Origin of the sequence: Flavobacterium frigidum, assembly GCF_048286735.1 — a bacterium.
Taxonomy (GTDB): domain Bacteria; phylum Bacteroidota; class Bacteroidia; order Flavobacteriales; family Flavobacteriaceae; genus Flavobacterium.
In genome coordinates, this window is sequence record NZ_JBLVPU010000013.1 from 16,042 (window position 1) to 35,238 (window position 19,197).

18 protein-coding genes and 1 other RNA gene are annotated in these 19,197 nt (G+C 34.1%); 6 read left to right on the forward strand and 13 right to left on the reverse strand.

Annotated features, from left to right (window positions below; translation table 11 throughout):
* Positions 1–36: 36 nt before the first annotated feature.
* Both ACNQGO_RS09130 and ACNQGO_RS09135 read right to left on the reverse strand, forming a co-directional pair.
* Complete coding sequence (locus ACNQGO_RS09130; RefSeq protein WP_417985061.1) at positions 37–1,098, reverse strand: hypothetical protein; 1,062 nt, start codon at positions 1,096–1,098, stop codon at positions 37–39.
* 323 nt (positions 1,099–1,421) lie between these two features.
* Complete coding sequence (locus ACNQGO_RS09135) at positions 1,422–2,624, reverse strand: NAD(P)-dependent oxidoreductase (RefSeq protein WP_417985062.1); 1,203 nt, start codon at positions 2,622–2,624, stop codon at positions 1,422–1,424.
* 245 nt (positions 2,625–2,869) lie between these two features.
* Between ACNQGO_RS09135 and ACNQGO_RS09140 the strand changes: the two genes are divergently transcribed.
* Both ACNQGO_RS09140 and ssrA read left to right on the forward strand, forming a co-directional pair.
* Entirely contained in the window at positions 2,870–4,069 is a 1,200-nt protein-coding gene (locus tag ACNQGO_RS09140) for a serine hydrolase domain-containing protein (protein ID WP_417985063.1), read from the forward strand.
* A gap of 109 nt (positions 4,070–4,178) precedes the next feature.
* Positions 4,179–4,575, forward strand: a transfer-messenger RNA (tmRNA) gene (gene ssrA / locus ACNQGO_RS09145).
* Here the strand turns inward: ssrA and ACNQGO_RS09150 are convergent.
* Both ACNQGO_RS09150 and ACNQGO_RS09155 read right to left on the reverse strand, forming a co-directional pair.
* Positions 4,530–6,086: a recombinase family protein gene (locus tag ACNQGO_RS09150; RefSeq protein ID WP_417985064.1), complete on the reverse strand. Its 1,557-nt coding sequence runs from the start codon at positions 6,084–6,086 to the stop codon at positions 4,530–4,532. The genes ssrA and ACNQGO_RS09150 overlap by 46 nt on opposite strands.
* Positions 6,070–6,219 carry a hypothetical protein gene (locus ACNQGO_RS09155; RefSeq protein ID WP_417985065.1) on the reverse strand — a complete coding sequence of 50 codons (150 nt, stop codon included), beginning with the start codon at positions 6,217–6,219 and terminating at the stop codon, positions 6,070–6,072. Before ACNQGO_RS09155 ends, ACNQGO_RS09150 begins: the two co-directional genes overlap by 17 nt.
* A gap of 942 nt (positions 6,220–7,161) precedes the next feature.
* On the opposite strand from ACNQGO_RS09155, the gene ACNQGO_RS09160 reads away from it, so the two are divergent.
* Entirely contained in the window at positions 7,162–7,554 is a 393-nt protein-coding gene (locus ACNQGO_RS09160; protein ID WP_417985066.1) for a single-stranded DNA-binding protein, read from the forward strand.
* A 45-nt stretch (positions 7,555–7,599) separates the two neighbouring features.
* Positions 7,600–8,667 carry a DUF932 domain-containing protein gene (locus tag ACNQGO_RS09165; protein WP_417985067.1) on the forward strand — a complete coding sequence of 356 codons (1,068 nt, stop codon included), beginning with the start codon at positions 7,600–7,602 and terminating at the stop codon, positions 8,665–8,667.
* Positions 8,668–8,989: 322 nt separating this feature from the next.
* Here ACNQGO_RS09165 and ACNQGO_RS09170 read toward each other — a convergent pair whose 3' ends face one another.
* The 9 genes from ACNQGO_RS09170 to ACNQGO_RS09210 form a co-directional block, all read right to left on the reverse strand.
* Positions 8,990–9,265, reverse strand: coding sequence for a molybdenum ABC transporter permease (locus ACNQGO_RS09170; protein ID WP_417944476.1), 276 nt, complete (start codon positions 9,263–9,265; stop codon positions 8,990–8,992).
* A gap of 176 nt (positions 9,266–9,441) precedes the next feature.
* The gene (gene traN, locus ACNQGO_RS09175) at positions 9,442–10,353 is read right to left on the reverse strand and encodes a conjugative transposon protein TraN (protein WP_417985068.1); all 912 of its coding nucleotides are present in this window, start codon (positions 10,351–10,353) and stop codon (positions 9,442–9,444) included.
* A gap of 25 nt (positions 10,354–10,378) precedes the next feature.
* Positions 10,379–11,638 (reverse strand): conjugative transposon protein TraM, encoded by a 1,260-nt coding sequence (gene traM, locus ACNQGO_RS09180; RefSeq protein WP_417985069.1) that lies wholly within the window; start codon positions 11,636–11,638, stop codon positions 10,379–10,381.
* A gap of 226 nt (positions 11,639–11,864) precedes the next feature.
* Positions 11,865–12,488, reverse strand: a complete 624-nt coding sequence (gene traK / locus ACNQGO_RS09185) for a conjugative transposon protein TraK (protein WP_417985070.1) — start codon at positions 12,486–12,488, stop codon at positions 11,865–11,867.
* A gap of 19 nt (positions 12,489–12,507) precedes the next feature.
* Positions 12,508–13,500, reverse strand: a complete 993-nt coding sequence (traJ, locus tag ACNQGO_RS09190) for a conjugative transposon protein TraJ (protein ID WP_417948129.1) — start codon at positions 13,498–13,500, stop codon at positions 12,508–12,510.
* Between the two features lie 2 nt (positions 13,501–13,502).
* A complete protein-coding gene (locus ACNQGO_RS09195) occupies positions 13,503–14,135 on the reverse strand; it encodes a DUF4141 domain-containing protein (protein ID WP_417985071.1) in 633 nt (210 codons plus the stop codon).
* Between the two features lie 24 nt (positions 14,136–14,159).
* Complete coding sequence (locus ACNQGO_RS09200; protein WP_417985072.1) at positions 14,160–16,664, reverse strand: TraG family conjugative transposon ATPase; 2,505 nt, start codon at positions 16,662–16,664, stop codon at positions 14,160–14,162.
* A complete protein-coding gene (locus tag ACNQGO_RS09205; RefSeq protein WP_417947155.1) occupies positions 16,661–16,993 on the reverse strand; it encodes a DUF4133 domain-containing protein in 333 nt (110 codons plus the stop codon). Before ACNQGO_RS09205 ends, ACNQGO_RS09200 begins: the two co-directional genes overlap by 4 nt.
* Before the next feature lie 11 nt (positions 16,994–17,004).
* Positions 17,005–17,310, reverse strand: coding sequence for a DUF4134 domain-containing protein (locus ACNQGO_RS09210; RefSeq protein ID WP_417947157.1), 306 nt, complete (start codon positions 17,308–17,310; stop codon positions 17,005–17,007).
* A 425-nt stretch (positions 17,311–17,735) separates the two neighbouring features.
* Here ACNQGO_RS09210 and ACNQGO_RS09215 point away from each other — a divergent pair, with 425 nt between their 5' ends.
* Complete coding sequence (locus ACNQGO_RS09215; protein ID WP_417947158.1) at positions 17,736–18,755, forward strand: hypothetical protein; 1,020 nt, start codon at positions 17,736–17,738, stop codon at positions 18,753–18,755.
* 2 nt (positions 18,756–18,757) lie between these two features.
* Positions 18,758–19,195, forward strand: coding sequence for a hypothetical protein (locus ACNQGO_RS09220; protein WP_417947160.1), 438 nt, complete (start codon positions 18,758–18,760; stop codon positions 19,193–19,195).
* The last annotated feature ends 2 nt before the right edge of the window (positions 19,196–19,197 follow it).

Sequence of the window (19,197 nt, forward strand, 5' to 3'; positions counted from 1 at the left end):
TACAGGGCTTTTATTATGTTTAATAATTTATGGAAATTACAATCTAGCTTTTAGCGCATTGTATTCTGCAGTTAAATCCATTGATCGATATAATTTAAGCAATATATCGGAAACAATTGTATTCTTGGGTTCGATTGCATTTGCTTTTTCTAAGTATAAAATTGACTCTTTAACGACATCATCCATTTTTAACTTTAGTTTATCATAGGCAAGCATTTCACTTGCAGAAGTGCCCAATAGACTCATTTGTTCACTTAAAGCTCGCTTTTGATCCAGCAAGGTGTATGCTAATTCAATGTACGGTTCCGCACTTTTAGGATTATAAGCAATCATCTCTTTGTAAATATTTTCAGCTGATTTTAAGTCCTTTTTTTCGCTGTAAATGAAACCCATATTCAGGAAAATTTCATTCTTTTTAGATTTAGCCGAAACATTTTTAGGTCTTTCATGTAAACCTGCTTTTATATTAATGTCTCTATCACTTACAGATAAAAACAACTCTTCTACATTTGTTTTCTTATTTACAGCATAGTACTCCATTCCTTTGCCTGTGTAGTTTATTTTGCGTAATAATTTGTAGTTCACAAGAGCGGCATCATAATCTTTAATCTTCATATAATAGGATGTAGACAAGTATAAATTAATAGTGTCTTTTTTATCTAATTCATACAAACTATACATTTTTTTTGCTGCGTCAGCGTACTTTTCAGCTTTAATATCCTTATTGGCACTATTTTCCATTTCAGTTTTAATCAACTTAATAGATTCTTTTGCTTTCAAAGTATATTTATATTGTTGGCCAAGATCTTCCTCAAACATCAATTGGTTATAAGCAGCAACAGCAGCAGTTAAGTTTGCCCCAGGGTCAATATTTTTGTCTGCAATACTTTTATAGATCTCTGCTTTTAATTTATAAAATTCAGACTTATCATCATAGGTTGCATTAATGATTAAATATTCACTTTTCACTAATGTAGATAAAGCTCCATTTAAGTTACCGTTTTTAAATTCGGCTTGAGCCTGCTTAATTTCATTTTTTTGAGCTAATCCAGTAAAAGAAATAAGTAAAAATAATAGTAAAGTAAAGTTCGTTCTCATTGGTCTTTTTGGGTTAATGGTTCCTTATATTAAAGACAATTCTTGATTTAACATATAATTAAGCATTGTCGAAGGCAAATTAAATTATTATTTTGGTTTTTAAAACTAATTAATCTTAAAATTTCAAAAAAAATCGATTTTTTATGTTAATATAGGAAAAGAAAGGCTAAAAAAGAAAAAAATCTTATTTTAGTATGTATTTTAGTAGTATACTAAAATTTAGAGATAACAAAAAAATTGATTTATAAACAATGCTTGCTTTCAAAAAAAAACAGTTGCAAAATTAATTTTACAACTGTTTTTTTAACGCATTAAAATAAAAATTACTTCCCATCTACAAAATCTTGCAGATAACTAAATCTAGGAGTCAATTTTCCTTGTTCAGTTATTTTAGCTCTTTTTAATACTTCATCTTTGTCACCATTGAAGAAAGAAGGAAAAACATGTTCTAAAAACATTTCTCCAAATCCCTCGCTGGCATCTTTTGGTAATTCACATGGCAAATTATCAACTGCCATAACTACGATTGCTGCGGGATGAAAAACATCAACTTCCTTATGCTCTGATGGCAAGTAACCATACAAAGGTTCTGCAATTGTAGATGATCGAAGCGTACAAGCAATAGGACCATTAACATCACAGGAAACATCAGCAACAACTTTAATTTTACAATCTTTGGATTGCAGCATCTCACGACTTAAAATTACGGGAGCATCATTAGCATGAAAATGCCCAGAAATATAAACATCAGAAATCGTTGTAAATCGCTCAAAATCTGAAATGTAGTCCTCTGGATTATCGTAAAAGTCATTAAAATCCAATACTTGTCCGTCTTTGCGTTTGTTATAATCCAATACATCAATCTGGGTGTAAACTGGTTGTGTATAGTTTTTTGTTAGATAATTTTCAACTGAAACTTCCTTAATTTTTATAGCATCCAAAATTTCTTTGGCACCATTTCCTACTTTTCCAGTTCCCGTAATTACAAATTTTAAGGGTGGTAAAACCAAGCGTTTTAAATGTGCAATTAAAGCCTCTTTACCAGATAATGTTTCTGCTTTTGGCAATTTGAATAACTCGAATTTTATCCCAAAAGCTCTAATGCTATTGTATGCACCTACGATTCCTGCATATCGACCAAAACCTATTAATCTGCGATTGTGTTCATCTACAATAGTTTCGTAATCATACAAATCAATATTTTTCTCTAAAATTGCCTGTAATAATTTTCTATTGTAGGGCTGTTTTTTTATGGTATGTGAAAAAAAGAAATAAGCCTTATTGGGTATTAAATTTTCTAGAGGAACTTCTTTAACTCCAAATAATACATCACAATCACTGATGTCAGTAGCAACTTCAATTCCTACATTTGTATATTCCGTATCAGTAAAAATCCGAATATCAGAACTTTCTACTTTTATGGAACAATTTTGGTACTGACTTTTCAATCTCGTCAGCTCATCTGGTGAAAAAATAACTCTTCGGTCTGGTGGATTTTTTCTTTCTTTTATGATTCCAAATTTCATATATTCTCTTATCTTATTATTTTAATATAACTTTATAATACATTATTGTTACAAATATAACAATTTAATCTAAAAATGATTTATTTTTTAGTACAATTCGGGAAGTGAGATACTTTTAAACACTGATGTACAAAACGATACAAAAACACAAGGAATGCTTAGTTATAAAGTACTGTTAAGGTTTCAAAAAAACAGGGTATCAAAAGACATTGATTCTATATATTTGCTTTTCTATCACTTTGACAATGAATTTTACAAAAAACACAAAGATACTACATATATCGCTTCTTTTTTTGGTTTTGAGCTCTTGCAATAAAGAGAAAAAGAAAATCGAATTAAACGATGCGCAACTCCCTAAAAGTACATTGCCTGTAATGAAGCCCTTAAAAGAATCTGAGCCAAAGTTAACCGCTCAATATATTCAAACAAAAAAGGCTTCTATCGACTCTTTTTACAAAAAAAAATGGCCTAATAATAGTGCGAACGGAAGTTTTCTTGTTGCTAAAAATGGCCAAATTATTTACGAACAGTACGAAGGGTATTCTAATTTTAGAGCTAAAACACTAATTACCAAATCTACTCCACTGCACATTGCCTCAGTGAGTAAAGTGATCACAGCCACTGCAATTCTAAAATTAGTAAATGCAAAAAGGATTGAATTAGATCAAAAAGTGAATACAATTTTAAAGGAATTCCCCTATCCCGATGTAACCATTCGAACCTTGTTGAATCACAGAAGTGGTATGCGTAATTATGCCTATTTTACAGATCGTGACAAAACAGTTTGGGATAGGCATAACATATTAACAAACCAAGATATTTTGAGCATTATGGCAACAAAAAATATTGGTTTAGAATTTAAGACAGACACGCGATTTAGTTATTGCAATACTAATTATGCGATGTTGGCGTTAATAATCGAAAAAATCACAAAACTTTCCTATAAAGATGCGATGCACCAAATTATTTTTCAACCGCTGGGCATGAAAAACACTTATGTTTTTGACTACGATAGGGATAAAGATTCTGCCGTTACCTCTTATAAAGGAAACAAAGTAGAAATTGGCAAAGACTACTTGGATGCAATTTATGGCGATAAAAATATTTATTCTACGCCACGAGATTTATTGAAATTTGATAGAGCCAGAAATAGTTCAAAATTTTTGACACCTGATCTTCAAAAACAAGTATATCAAGGGTATAGCAACGAAAGAAAGGGTACCAAAAATTATGGATTAGGTATTCGAATGATTAATTGGCAAACAGGACAAAACTTCTATTTTCACAACGGTTGGTGGCATGGAAATACATCATCCTACATTACGCTAAGAAAAGAAGGCGTCACTATAATTGCACTTTCGAATAAATTTACCCGAAAAACATACGACGTAAGGAAACTAGCAGTGTTGTTTGGAGACTATCCCTTCAAATTGAAAGACGAATAAAAATAAAAGAATAAAGTAATACTAATTGAGTATGGTTCTAGCACTACTTTTTCAAGTTAAAAAGTGTACATTTGCAGACTTAAATTCAGTTTTTGATTTTAAATAAAAAGGGGTCGACTGGTTTTGACAGCAAGTCGAATTGATCAGTAAGCACGTCGAGCATTGAGACCTTGCTCGTAAATATAAGATCTTACCATTTTACACGGCGAAAATAACTACGCTTTAGCTGCATAATCCGAATTATAGTACGATTACGCCACGTTCCTATCAGATAGGAAAGCTGGATTCTCCTTGAAAGCCTTGGTTTGTGGCGTTCAGTCCAGGAGAACCGTAAAAATAAACCTAGATTTCCATGAGCTTCGGGTGGATTTCAAAATTAAGAAGATAAGTAGCGTGTGGCTGTTTCTGGCCTAGCACACTATCGAAAACTCAATCAGGAAATAAACGCGTAGAAAGCTTTTTAGTTGCTTGTTTGGACCCGGGTTCGATTCCCGGCGACTCCACTGGATGGGATGATTGAAAAATCATCCCTTTTTTTATTGTATAAAAGCAAACCTTTTTCCTTCATTAACAGGTGATTACGAGATAATAAATCAATCATTGTAGGTGTTCGATAGATACCATCCTGATAGTATAAGTTGCTGTCGAACATCAGCTTTACAAATTCTCTCTTTTGAGTAATACTAGCTCGATTATATAATGATTTTAAATCAACAAGTAAATCCAAGTTTTTTTGTAAAATTGTAAATGCATGTTTATCTACATGGCTTAGACGAGTGATAGAATCTTTGCAAGATGTGACTTCGGTATTATAAGTGGTATACCATCTATCATATGTTTCTTTAGATATCTCATTTTTAATCCATTTCTCTTCAACAGAAAACATTTTTTCTTGAGTTGCATCTAGTAGAATTTTCTTTTGGTTTATTACAAGTTTATTAGATTTTAAATTCTCTTCCATTTTTGTAACAGATGACTTTTTAATATCAGATATTATATTTTGTGGCAAACTCATCAGCTCAAAAATTTCAGCAAGCTGATTGTGTGCTTTGAGTGCGCTAATATTATTATGTTTAGACGTTTTACACTTGTAGTAGTTAAAATACTTTCCAGATTTTCCTCTTGATGGAGCACCTGTAAGTATGTTTCCACAATGACATTTTAAAATCCCCCGAAGTGGTAAGTTTTCATCCAATATTGACCTGATTTTTTCAGGCTTTTTCATTTTATTTTGCACCAATTGCCAAGTTGTATTATCAATTATTGCCTCATGTATTGCGGGAAAGATTCCTCCAGGATACTCTTTATAACCCTGTACCTGCAACATACCTGCATAAACAGGATTTGTCAAAATCCTCTCAACGGCAGTATTTCCTCTCGCTTTAAACCCCAGTTTAAACGCTTGTTCTTTAATTACATAAAGTGGAATATCATGCAGATAAGAATCGTACATAAATTTAATTGTCTTGGCCTGAGACTCTTCAATTACTAGCATTCTAGCTTTTCCTTCACCAGATTTAACATAGCCGAAGGGAGCCTTAATTCCAATATATCGTCCTTCTTTTGCTCTAGCCGTATATAAACCACCTCTGATTTTAATACTTCTATTAATATTATCTTCTTCTGCTAGCAGAAGTTGTAGGCCCGCTCTAAAAAAGCTTCCTGGCGTATCATAATCGAATGTTATTCCTTCAGTGACACTTACAATTTGAATACTGTATTTTCGTTGAAGCATCTTAACCATACTCATTGCTTCACCGGCATCTCTGCTAAACCTGTCCATCTGATCTACCAGAAGATAATCAACACTTTTAAAATGTTTGGAAATAAACGCTTGAAGCTTTATAAAATCGGGGCGATCAAATGTTTTTGCACTTCTTCCGCGGTCAATAAAAGTATCAGCTAATTCAACATTGTTAAATTGTAGCCACTGATCTGTATAAAGCTCTTGCCTTTCAATCGAACCATTACTTTGCCCCAATTGACTGAATCTTAAATATCTAATCGCTCTTTTCATTTAATTCGTTTAATGTGATTGTGATAATAATATCGACCATCAAATTTACAAATTTTTGTTCTTTTTCAATATTATTTATATCTTTTAACAAGTCTATATCTATATTAATCAAGTCTTTAACTTCCTCTTCCATAAAACAACCTCCTATTCTTCTTTAAGCAACCAAATGATAATTGCAATGTTGACAATAAAATCAGTTGATTAAATTTAAAGAGAACCATTTCATAAATTGTACTCTGTCATCTAAAGACCCAATTTGACTACAACTGTCTATTATTTAATACAATCTTGACTTTGTACAACTTCTGTTTACTAGTAAATCGTAATTCCTTATTCCCAAAATACTACCAATAAAAGGCTGATGATTTAAGTCGTATTCTTTAGTTATTTCACACTAATCTAAAACATTAAATCACTTAAGAGGTATTTCATTTTTATGAAATTAGAATTATAAACAGTTTAAAGAGCAGCAATTATAATTCAATACGGATCCTCAAAGCACATTTATACTTCCGCTACGCTTCAGCACAAAAGAGCTTAGTCGGATAATCAATAAAAGAATCTTGAAAATTTAAGCGGCTACGTATCCATAATTTTCAAGATCCTTTTTCATGGCTTATCTAGCCATACCATTATTTTGGATAAATAGTTGATTGATAATATTACATACTATTTATTTGACGAGTCACCTTGTACTTTATAATCCCATACAATCCTCTTTGCAACCTTGCTTCCAGTCTATTACTATTCAAAAACCAGTATGCTAAATTGTCCCAATTCAAGAGCAAAGGTATTCTAGTGTTTTTAACGCAAAAAAAAAGGTCAAGCCCTGCGGGTTTATCAAAAAATCTCCACCCTTTCGGGTAGTATTTATTTGATAAAACCTTGTTTTTGCTAAACACTAACCTTTTATGCTCTCGAAACGAAACATAGCATACTCCGGCTCTTTGGACGAATAAAAAAAATGTCAACAATGAAATTTAATACTATTTATATTGGAATTAGAATGAAACAAAACAGCACCTCCTCTCATTACCGAATACATTAATTTAAAAATAATCCTAAAATAAAAATCATGAACATCATCGGAAGATTGACAAGGGATGCGGAAGTACACACAACACCGCAGGATAAAAAAGTAGTGAATTTTTCAGTAGCTATCAATGATAGCTACCGAAATAAGCAAGGCGAACGCATAGAGCAAACTAGCTATTTTGATTGCTCTTACTGGATAAGTCCAAATGTAGCAATAATACTCATTAAAGGTGCTTTAGTAGAGCTAACGGGAAGAGTAAGTACAAGAGCTTGGACTGCTAATAACGGGGAACTAAGATCTAGCTTAAATTTTCACACAGCTACTATTAAATTACATGGAAGTATAAAGAAAATAGAACATGCACAAGTTATCGTAAAACAAGAAAATACAAAGATCATTATAGAGGAACCTGTAGATGATCTACCATTTTAACACTAAATACTTAATCATTTTTTCAACTTTTAAAATTTTAATATCATGGCACACAATTTAAATTTCAATGAAAGAACAGGACGCTATTCCTTTTTTAGCGTACAAGAAAAAGCTTGGCACGGTTTGGGTCAAATAGTAACAGACTATCCAACAAGCGCGGAAGCAATTAAACACGCAGGACTTGATTATGAAGTTATAAAAAGTCCTCTTTATACCAAGGCATCAAACATAATTGATCCTACTGACAATTTAGCTATAGGTGACAACTACTTCAACGTACCCAATTATTTTGCTACTATCCGTAAGGATAACAATGCTGTTTTGGGTGTAGTAGGTAAAGAGTATCACATTGTACAAAATCGTGAAGCATTTAGTTTCTTTGATGCTATTGTAGGTGGTACTGATGGGATTTTGTACGAGACTGCAGGCGCTTTAGGAAATGGAGAACGTATTTTTGTCACGGCTAAATTACCGGACTATATTCGTGTGGGCAATGGTGATGATGTTACAGAAAAATATATTTTCCTCACTACTTCACACGATGGTAGCGGAAGCATTACGGCAGCATTTACACCTGTTAGGATTGTTTGCCAAAATACCCTAAACGCATCTCTTCGTAATATGAGTAATGTAGTACGCATACGCCATACTTCAGGAGCAAAACAACGTTTGGAGAATGCGCACAAAGTAATGGGATTGGCAAACGAATTTAGCAATCATTTAGAGGACATTTTTAATAATTGGGCAAAAGTAAAAGTGGCCGACAATGAGATTAAAAAAATGATCCAATTCGCACTATGCCCTAACAAAGAAACCTTACAACATCTAAAAACTGGAAATGATGACGAAATATCCACAGTATTTAAAAATACCGTTGAAGATGCTTTTGCCTATGCTATGACAAGTGAATCACAACAAATGAACACTACAAAAGGAACTTTGTTTGGAGCTTACAACGCTGTAACAGGCTACTACCAAAATGTACGTAGCTATAAGGATACCGAAGCCAAATTGCAATCTATTATTTTTGGGGGTACTGCTCAATTAAAATCTCAAAAAGCTTTTGAAATCTGTACTAATTTTCAAAAACTGGGTGTGAATTGTTTTAATTAGTAATCCTTTTAAAAACTATAGACGGCCCAATTTGATAGTGGCCGTCTATTTTTATTAGTTTTAAATTATTGTTTTAGGGAATATATATCTTACGATTTTAAATTTCAAAAAGACCTTCCCTTCCAAATGGTCGGGAAAGTCTTTTTGAAGAAAATAGTTGAACCATTTCAGAAAAAAGTAATCAGTACGCAACGCTTCCTTCTATTCTTTCTGAAAAGGTTCGAGTTGAATGATAGGATATTCGTTATCCTATTACTTATTTCTGCCTTCTTTTCTTTCCACAAAAGCGCCAAAAGAAAAGAAGCAAAAGAATGCCGCTTTATTATTGCAAATTTTCTACTTTGATTGGAGCTGGCCTCTTTTCGTTTGACTCCTTTTTCGAATAACTCCATAACATAAGAAGACCAAAAAAAATTAATCCAATGGAAATCCATTTGGTCACACTTTCAAAGAATGTTATTACTACTGATTTTTCGTAACTCGAAAACCCCTCAACTCCCATTGGACTTCGTCTGTAAAACTTTCGTCTGTTGATCCAATATCGAAGGCTTACACCTATAATTAGAGCAATTATACCTAAAAACAATGCAGGATTCATATTCAAAGATTTATAAAAATTACTTTATAAATTTACAAAAAAAAGCAACAAACTAGCAACAACCTAACAACAAGTATCTTATTTGAAGATAGTTACATTTTTTTATAATTTTTAAAATCAAAGTGACTGCTAAACTATATCTAGTAAAGCAATCAGTTGTTATTTAGTTTTGATCACTACTCTAAATCTTCCGCTATATGTTGCTTCTTAACTAACTTGGAATTAAGTAAGTGGCTGTTTTTGATTTCCAAAACTTGCAATCGGCTACCATTCTTTTCATGGAGTTCTATGCGAAGTACTTTGTCATCAGCGATCGTAAATTGATCCAAAACAAAAATATTTCTAGAAACCGTTTTTCCTTGTACCTCATCGATAGCGCTATAAACTCGTATTGGATGTTTAATTACTTCTTGTACAACCGTGCGTTTGGCTTTCTTTTTATCTATCACTTTAAAATTTATAAAATCAATCGGAAATGAAACGAAGCTTGAATTCTTAATTTGTGTATGAAAATAAAATTTATCATCGTTAATATAAATACCTTTCAATAGAAATTCTATTCCAAATTTTCTGGTACCAATTTGTTTTATAAAGTGCTTGTCTTGCTTGTATATTTCCTCCATTAATTCGTCGACCAGGTTGGGCGAATTCGTCCCAAGCTCTTTAAACAAAATTGGTTTTGAATTCCGTTCATGATCGCTTTTTTGAGTTTTAGTAAAACTGTAATTAGTAACCCTAGGACATGAATTGTAGGAGACATTAAAACTATAGAAAGTTCCGTCTTCCGTTATTACTGAAAAATTAGTTTCTTCTTCAAAATCCCGAACAAATGCTTTTACTCTCAAAACATTACCAGAATCATCAGCCTTACTAGCAACCAAGTTAGTACTACCTAAATCTACGTAACGAATACCAGAGGGAAATAATAGATGTGAGGTTTTATCGAATGTTACTTCTATATCGTAGGGTTCTATTATACTCAAGTATTTCTTTGCATTCGTGGACAAGGCCTCTTGCCCGTGCGTAATTGATGTGTATCCTAACATTAAAATTAGTACAATCAAAGTGTTTTTTACTGTTGTTTTCATTTTATATAATTTACATTTTAAACAATTATTTTTTTGAGACTAACAGTACTTGCAGTCCTGCTTTTAGGGTAACTTTCGGAGTTTTAATTTTTTTGGAGAAATAATTTGAAACACCTTGGACTAATCCACGGCTTAAATCCCCTGCGATCTGTTGTCCAGCGGAAGTTGACAACATTATACTGCTGCCAGAAGTTTGTCCCATATTGGCTGCCATGTCGGTCATAGCGGTACGTTCTGGAGAATAAGGTACTGCCAATCCCTGTTGTCCGTCCAAACCATAGATATTGAGTTCAATGGGGAGAATATTTCCCTCCAACTCAATAGAGCTGATCTTCAGTTGTAACCTACCTTGCTGAAACTTTGAATTTGCCGTTACAATAGTTCCGACAGGGATCGTTTTGTTCTGTATCCTTGCGGGCTCCAATAAACGCAAGCTAACACTAGTTTCTTCGGAGACGAGTTGTGTTTCTTGAACAACAGCACGAATACTATTCTTTGCTTGCTGTTGTTGATTATTATTTGTGAATTTACTATTGCTAGCCGCTACTACTGGATGTTCCTCAACTTTTTGCTCCAGGTTAGAAACGACCTTGTGCCTTTCTGGAATTATGGAAACAAAGGCTTCTTTTGGTGGTGAAGAAATTCCAGTTGCCTTGGTTTCGGGCGAAGCTGAACTGATCGGCAAATATTTAGCCGCCATCTGATACGATTTCTCCATTAACTCCAACTGATTATCAACAATATTAGTTGGTGTTTCTTCCTTTCTTGCCAGTTCTTCTTTTAGTTCCTCTAGTTGCTTGCGTAATTCCTGCGTTTCAGAATTATCATTATTGTAAAAACTGCCCAATGTATTTTGTGCATTGCGATAACTATTTAATGAGGCGTTAGTATTCCCTTTTTTTTCAGGAACATCTTGCAAAGATTCTTCTGTACTCCCTTCATTCCAGTAATCAGATAGAGATGTCAGGGCATTTTGTTTTTCTTGATTTTTCTGTTCTAATAATTCCTGTTCATAGGCTTTTTGTTTGTCATTTTCTAAACCAATAGTTGTAGCCTGAGGAACAGAGTCGTTAAGTCCTAGAATCTCAATATTTCTTATATTTTCTGCTGGTTTAAATATCAAATACATACAACCAAAAAATACGATTGCCATCAATCCAAAAATGATTGGCTTTTTAATTTTTTCGGCTTTACCCTCACTAATCACTTCCAGTCCTTCAGAAGCTGTATGTACACTGCCATCTGTAACATAGACTGCATTTTTCTTGTTTTCACTTTCTTTCATGTCTTTTCTTTTTTATAATTAGTATTAATGATCCCTCAAGGGATTGCACGCTACTGGAACTAAATCAAACTGATAAGAATACCAGCTATGCTGATCATTAGATAGACGGCAAAACAAACCATGATATATTTATACTGTTTCTGCAATGGAAGCATCCTCCATTTCACCTCAACTTCATTGATCCATAGATCAATATTTGTTCGAATCTCTTTCATCTTTGTTATTTTTAACGTTCAATAATTTCTAGGTCATTATTTTCTAAAACCGTAAACTTCTCCATATTGAATCCTTGTGGATTGTTATCAGAACGAACGGAATTCACTAGGTAGCACGAAGTGACGAGATTCCTTTTTGTCACATTACTGGATCGAATGATGAACTGCTTAGAGTACGTTTTCACAGCATAAGGATAGGTTTCAAAATCACATACCACACTATCCACTTCAAGTCGCTGTTGGACATTTCCCGAAATGATCCTATTGTAATATCCTTTTTCTGCTAAGTCTTTGTAATAATCAAAAGCACTTTTATCAGCAAGATTAAATGCTCTTTTCATATTGTTCTCAATTGCATTTTTATCTGGAGCTAGTGTAAAGAAAAGCTCGTGAAACCGACGAACATGCTCACGAGCCTCTACAGGGCGATTAATAGAAGCATCCTGAGCAAGAGCCAACATTAGCGATTTTCCATTATCTAATACATAGACTTTCTGACGTTGTAATTCAGCGAACCTGTAAGATTCCCAAACAGCATAACCCGATATACCAACACACAGTACTGCAAATACAAAAGCGTAAAGCCTAATTTGACTAAAACTATTTTCGATATTTCTTAAAGTTTTAAATTCCATTTTACTTTTATTTAAATTGTTATTTCATTAATCTACCGCCTATATTTCCAGCAACAGAGCCTGTACCAGCCCCTACTATATTCCCAGTTTTAGTAGTGGTTTGATTTATATTGCGGACAAAGTTTCCTGCGCCACCAGCCTGAATTATCCATCCAGTCACCGTAGGTATGGTAAAGTACCCAATGATGCCAATAATCATAAATATGATGTAAACAGTACTCGATGAATCGGGAATAAAATTGGGATCAGATAAACTGTCGATATCCTTTTGGAGTATTAAAGATTGGATCTTAGACAACATCGCACTAAAAAGATCTGAAACGGGTAACCAGAGATACACACTAATATACCGAGTCAACCACTGCGTTAATGTAGACTGAAATCCATCCCAGACTGAAATCGCAAATGCTAAAGGACCCAATATTGAAAGCACAATTAAGAAGAACGTTCGAATCGTATCTATGACTAATGCTGCTGCTTGAAAAAGCACTTCTAAAAATTCACGAAAACTATCCCGTATCATTTTTTTAACACCGTACATTTCTCTTTCAATATACATACCCGAAATGGTTGCTAGATCGGAGGGTGTCCATCCGAGTTCCTCCAACTTTTTATCAAATTCTTCATCCGATGCTAAATAGGCTGTTTCAGGATTACGAAGCATTGCCTCTCTCTCCAATAGGTCTTTCTGCTGCTGTAAAGCATTCAAATCTAAAACTTGACTTTCTAATATGCTATGCGTTCCTTGCACCACTGGACTCAATACTCCATTAAGCGTTCCCAATACAATCGTTGGAAAAAATGTAATACAGATACCCAAGGCAAAAGGCCTAAGCAAAGGAAAGACGTCTATCGGTTCGGCACTACTCAGCGCTTGCCAGACTTTTAATGCGACATAAAACAATGCACCCAATCCAGCCAAACCCTTAGCAACCGCTGCCATATCTGCTGATAATGGCATCATCTCGTCATAGAGCGAACGTAATACTTCGTGAAGATTATTAAATTCCATGATTACCAATATTTTTGGTTCGCTGTTCCGTATAAATCCAATACTCTTTGGCTGTTATTGGCTTTCTTGGCTCGCAGATAACTAACCGAAATATTTTTATTCGTGAAATAACGAACCAAATTGTGGTACTCTTTTACTTTCAGATACACTTGGTCAATAATGTCCATTCGTTCTTTGTCATTGAGCGACAAGCTGGAAGAGTTTACAATTTGTTTTAACTCCTTCAAAAGTTCTGTGCTTTCATTCAGTAAGATTGAATAGCCATTCGCAATGGCTGTTAGTTCCTGCTCATTGAAATTTGGATCGTTCAACATTTTTCCGAAATTGTTTACATACATTTCAGAAACATCTCCAACAAGTAACACAGTCTGTTGCACTTTTCGAGCATCTTTCACTAAATTGTTTACTGCCTTTAGTTTATCATAATATTCTTTACCTTGATTATAGACTTTTTGGACTTCTTTAAAGTTGTTAATCATATTGGTCGCTGTGGTCGAAGTTTGTATAATCTGTCTTGCAGAATTGACTATTCCTTGTGCCAAATTTGTAGGATCTGTGACCACCCACTGTGCTTTAGCATTCGGCATGACAGCGAATAAAATCACCATACATACCATAATTTTTAAATTTTTCATTGCTATTCGTTTTTAAAATTTTTACTAATTGTTTTCTTTTTCCCTTTTCTCAAGGGCAATCCTTTTGATAGCCTTTTCTACATTTCCATCTAATTGTCCTGCAAGTTGCATGACTTCCAACTTTTCTGTTTCTTCAGTGGTATAGGCTAAATATTCCTCGAAACTAACTTCTGTAGCATATACTGCCGAATGCGTACCGCCTAGTCCAATCCAAACTTCTTTGTAAAGTCGCTTGGGATCATTGTTCATATTGATGGAAAGTACTTGCGCTTTTTCTTTTTCAGTCAGACCAAGCATCGATTGGATATCGTCAAATTTGTTCATGTACTTTCTTTGATCCAGCAGTATTTTACAATCCGAATTATTGATAATACTTTCTTTCACAATGGGAGAATGGATGATATCATCAACTTCTTGCGTTACAACAATGGCTTCTCCAAAAAACTTTCGCACCGTTTTAAAAAGGTATTTGATGTACTCTGCCATCCCTTCTTTTGCAATAGCTTTCCAAGCTTCTTCAATCAGAATTAATTTTCGTACTCCCTTCAATCGACGCATCTTATTGATAAAAACTTCCATAATAATGATGGTCACTATTGGAAAAAGGATTTTATGATCCTTGATCGCATCTATTTCGAAAACAATAAATCGTTTAGAAAGTAAATCCAGTTGCTTTTCGGAATTCAACAAATAATCGTATTCACCTCCTTTGTAGTAAGGTTCTAAGACATTTAAGAAGTTGGCAATATCAAAGTCTTTTTCTCGTACCTTTTTATCTTCTAATACTTGCCTATAATCTCCTTGTACAAATTCATAAAACCCATTGAAAGAAGGAAAATCATCCTGCCGCTTGATTCGTTCGATGTAACCACTCACTGCATTTGAAAGTGCCACTTCTTCTGAGCGTGTTGGTGGTTCATCATCCCTTTTCCATAAGGTCAATATTAAAGTTTTGACACTTTCTCTTTTCTCAATATCGAACACGCCATCATCGGTGTAAAAAGGGTTAAAGGCTATCGGATTGTCTTCGGTATAGGTGAAATAAACGCCATCTTCTCCTTTGGTTTTTCCCTTGATTAATTCACATAATCCTTGATACGAATTACCTGTATCCACCAACAGCACATGCGCACCTTGCTCGTAATATTGTCTTACCATGTGATTGGTGAAAAAGGACTTTCCTGAACCTGATGGTCCTAATATGAATTTGTTCCTATTCGTGATAATACCGCGCTTCATGGGCAAATCAGAAATATCCAAATGAATGGGTTTTCCAGTCAATCGGTCAGCCATTTTGATTCCAAAAGGAGAAGGTGAACTTTTATAATTGGTTTCTTCAGTGAAAAAACAAAGCGCAGGTGCTATAAAAGTGTAAAAGCTTTCTTCACTCGGAAAGTCCCCTGCATTACCTGGCATTCCTGCCCAGTAAAGCGTTGCAACATCTGTAGTGTTGTGCCTTGGTTTACATTCCATCAACGCCAAAGCACTGCCGGTGTCGTTCTTTAGTTGTTTTAATTCCACTGGATTGTCGGACCATGCCATTACATTGAAATGTGCCCGAATAGAAGCATGTCCGAAAGAATGTGCTTCATTCAAATAACGTTCGACCCATTCCTTATTGATTTGATTGGCTCGGCTATACCGTGCCAAGGAATGCATATTTCTTGCTGATTTTTCGAACTTGCGCAGGTTGTCTTCGCTGTTATCTAAAAAAAGATATTGGTTGTAGATGTGATTGCAGCTTAACAACAATCCAACTGGTGCAGCAAAAGACAAGAGACAGTCACATCTATCGGTAGACAATTTTTCATAACGAGTTTCTGCTGATACTGAACTAGGCAAATCATCGGTATCGGATAAGGTGTGCAGACAAAGCCTTTTGTTTCCTATGCGAACTTCTTCTCCGCCCAAAGCAATATCTTGCAATGGCGTTCCCTCCTCTCTTGAAAGGCTTAGGTACTGTTCCAATAATCCTTGTTTGTCATCTGTTCCAATGATATCTTCCTCACTTAATCGTTCCAATTTTATAAAATCGGAATCGTTCACAATTCGCTCAAATTGCGCCACCGATTCCATAAAGCGAGAAATGGTTTCCTTATCTCTTAGCTCTTTTGGGATGAGCACTCCTTTGCAAAGCGAAGAGAAATTACTCTGCATTTGCATACGTTCTTTGGACGTTTTTGTTAAGAACAGATAACAATAATGATTGAGAAACGGGCGCTCATTAAAATGTTGCTGGTAGGACTTTGCCAAAAAACTCAAATCTTCTTTGGCAATATCAGGAGCATATTTTTCCTTAATGTACCAATCCTGTTTGTGCACCACCGTATAATTAGATAAGGTTTTTATAGCCTTATGCCAAGCGGAATGAATGGCTTCATATTCCGCAGAGGCTACTGTGAAAAGCTCTGGTAACTGTACTCGAAAACAAGCTGTGACATCAGCATCCTTAGAGATAATACAATTATTTTCTAGTGCCAACAACGGAAACTTACTTTCCAGTGTTGACGCTTTTGATTTATTTCTCATAGCTGATGCATTTTGGAATTCAACTGAAAATAGCGATGCACAGGCTTACGACAGATGATAAACCGTGGATGACGCTTCTTCGCTCCCACTTTCATCAAACCATGTTCACCGTACTTGTTGTTCAATGAAAAAGTTTGCCATACTAATAGCGATCCTCCACCGATTCCTATAAAGAGACACAGATAAGAATTGACTCCAGTCATGTACAAGATCATTATCAGGATAAGCATCCCGAGCAAACCACCTGCAAATAGGAACAAGTACTGCGCTTTGAGTCCTTTGAACTCCACCGTTCTTCCAATACCTTTATTAATATTATATATATTCATACCGCAAAAAATTATAGAAAGAAAGAGCGTAAAACAGTTGCCGCTACAATCAAAAAGATACAAGCTCCAAACCAACTAGCAGCAGTCTTGCTCGTATCTGGATCACCGCTACTGAACTTGTTATACACCTTCACTCCTCCAATGAGACCCACTACTGCTCCAATAGCATAAATAAGTTTGGTAGCAGGATCAAAATAAGAAGTCACCATTTGTGTCGCTTCCGTGATTCCTGCTGTTCCGTTTCCTTGTGCAACTGCACTAATTGTTGACAGCATAGTCACTGCTATCAACATCACTTTTTTAACTTGATTTCCCATGATTAAAACACTTTAAATTGTTGTTATTTTCCCGCAGCCTGCGGGTTTTCGACGACAAATATCTCACGGATAAGAAGGTGCTTTCGCAAAGTGGTAGTGAGAAGAATTATTTGGCAGTTAGGGGCATTTACAAATTGCATTTTAACACATTTCTTCAATGGCTCATCAAATGACCTTGACTGTACAGAATTCAACCCTTTAAAAGATTTAATGAGATACTATCTGAAGAATAATAGATTTTGGAAAATAGTAAAGTTTTTAGTTCCAATTAAAACTCATATTCTTAAATCGATAGTTTAAGGTATAATAAAATATATTTATTCCATCTTATCAGTCAACTATGATATTTACAATTGAGATTCGATAAACCAATAAAAAATATAATCCAAATAATGGTATATTTGTTAACTAACTTAAATGTAAGTATGAATAAATTGGATTTTTCAAAAATTGGATTTGATTATGGTCTGAAACCTCACCTAATGCTAGTGGGTGATCCTGAATTTTCAAATTTATTTAAAGCAGCAAAATGTACTGGTTTATGCTATGAGTTTTCAAAGGGCGTAAATGATTTAATCAAGCCAGAGTCACTTTTATTTATGTTTGAAAATGAAAAACCCGGTGAAGATTTTTTTAATATATTATTAAACTGGATTGATAAATCGAATGGAGACGGAAATGCCGTCGCTTTGGATTTTATTGAAACAAATGACGGTGGTTATGCACTGGGGATTACCCCTGATAGGAAAAGATTTATTGATCGAATGGTTCCAAAGAGCCATAAAGAAAAAATTACTCCTGTTGCCATGTTATATACCCAATTCAAGGAAATTCCTACTTTAAGCAAAAGTTACCTGGACTTTAAAAATAATATAAAACATATAAATAATTTTTCTATTGGATATGTTATTGCAAAAGGGGAAAAAATTGTCAAAAAAGGGGAAAAGCATTTTTTTAAAACAGAGTTTAATTTTTATGAAGAAAATAATATTTCTGAAGATAATATGGCGACGGTATATCATGCAACAAAAAATCAATCTGATTTTGTAAAAAAGACTAGGCCAAAATCTACTGAGTTCCCATTAAACGAACTTGGGGAACGAAGATTTTTAGAAATAAAGTCATATCTTCCTTTAACGTTGAACAGATTACAAAACAAGTGGCTGGAAATCATTATAGAAAAATTAGAGAAAGAATTTGAAAAAGATCAAGTAATGCAGGCTATTTGTAACTTGACAATATTTGAAAGACTAAAGCAAAATGCTGATCTCACTTGTGATTTTACAGGTCTGGGATATCCAAATCGTATTTTAGATTATCTTTTATTTACGTTCGAATCATTTGACAGCTACTATCCTGATGATGAATTTTATACAGAAGAGAGAATAATTCAACAAATCCAAAATGATAAAAACGAACTAACACAATATTTTAACAAACCCTAACTATGTTTACAATTTTTTCAGCCGTGAGTGCTTTTGTATTGGCTTATAAGGCTGATATCGCCACTAAAGTTATAGCCAGCGCTACTTATGATGTTTTAAAAAGCACAATTGATTTTTCGTCCTTAAAAGAAAGAATTAGGAAATTCTTTAAAAATGACACGGAGGTTGATACCTATTTAGAAACTATATGCAGCCAAGCGTCAGTAAATACTTCAAAACCAGAGAGAGACATTGAAGATGTATATGAATCAGTGTCTGGGGAAAAATATAATGAGGAAATGTTTACAGAGATTAAAGTATGGATCAAAGAAAATGAATCTGTATTAACACAGGTGTCCAAAATGGAATTTAGTAATACCAACGGCTTTAATATTGGAGTTCAAAACGCCAAAAAAAATATTATAAATATCTCTGGAGATTATAAACCAAACCAGAAATAATT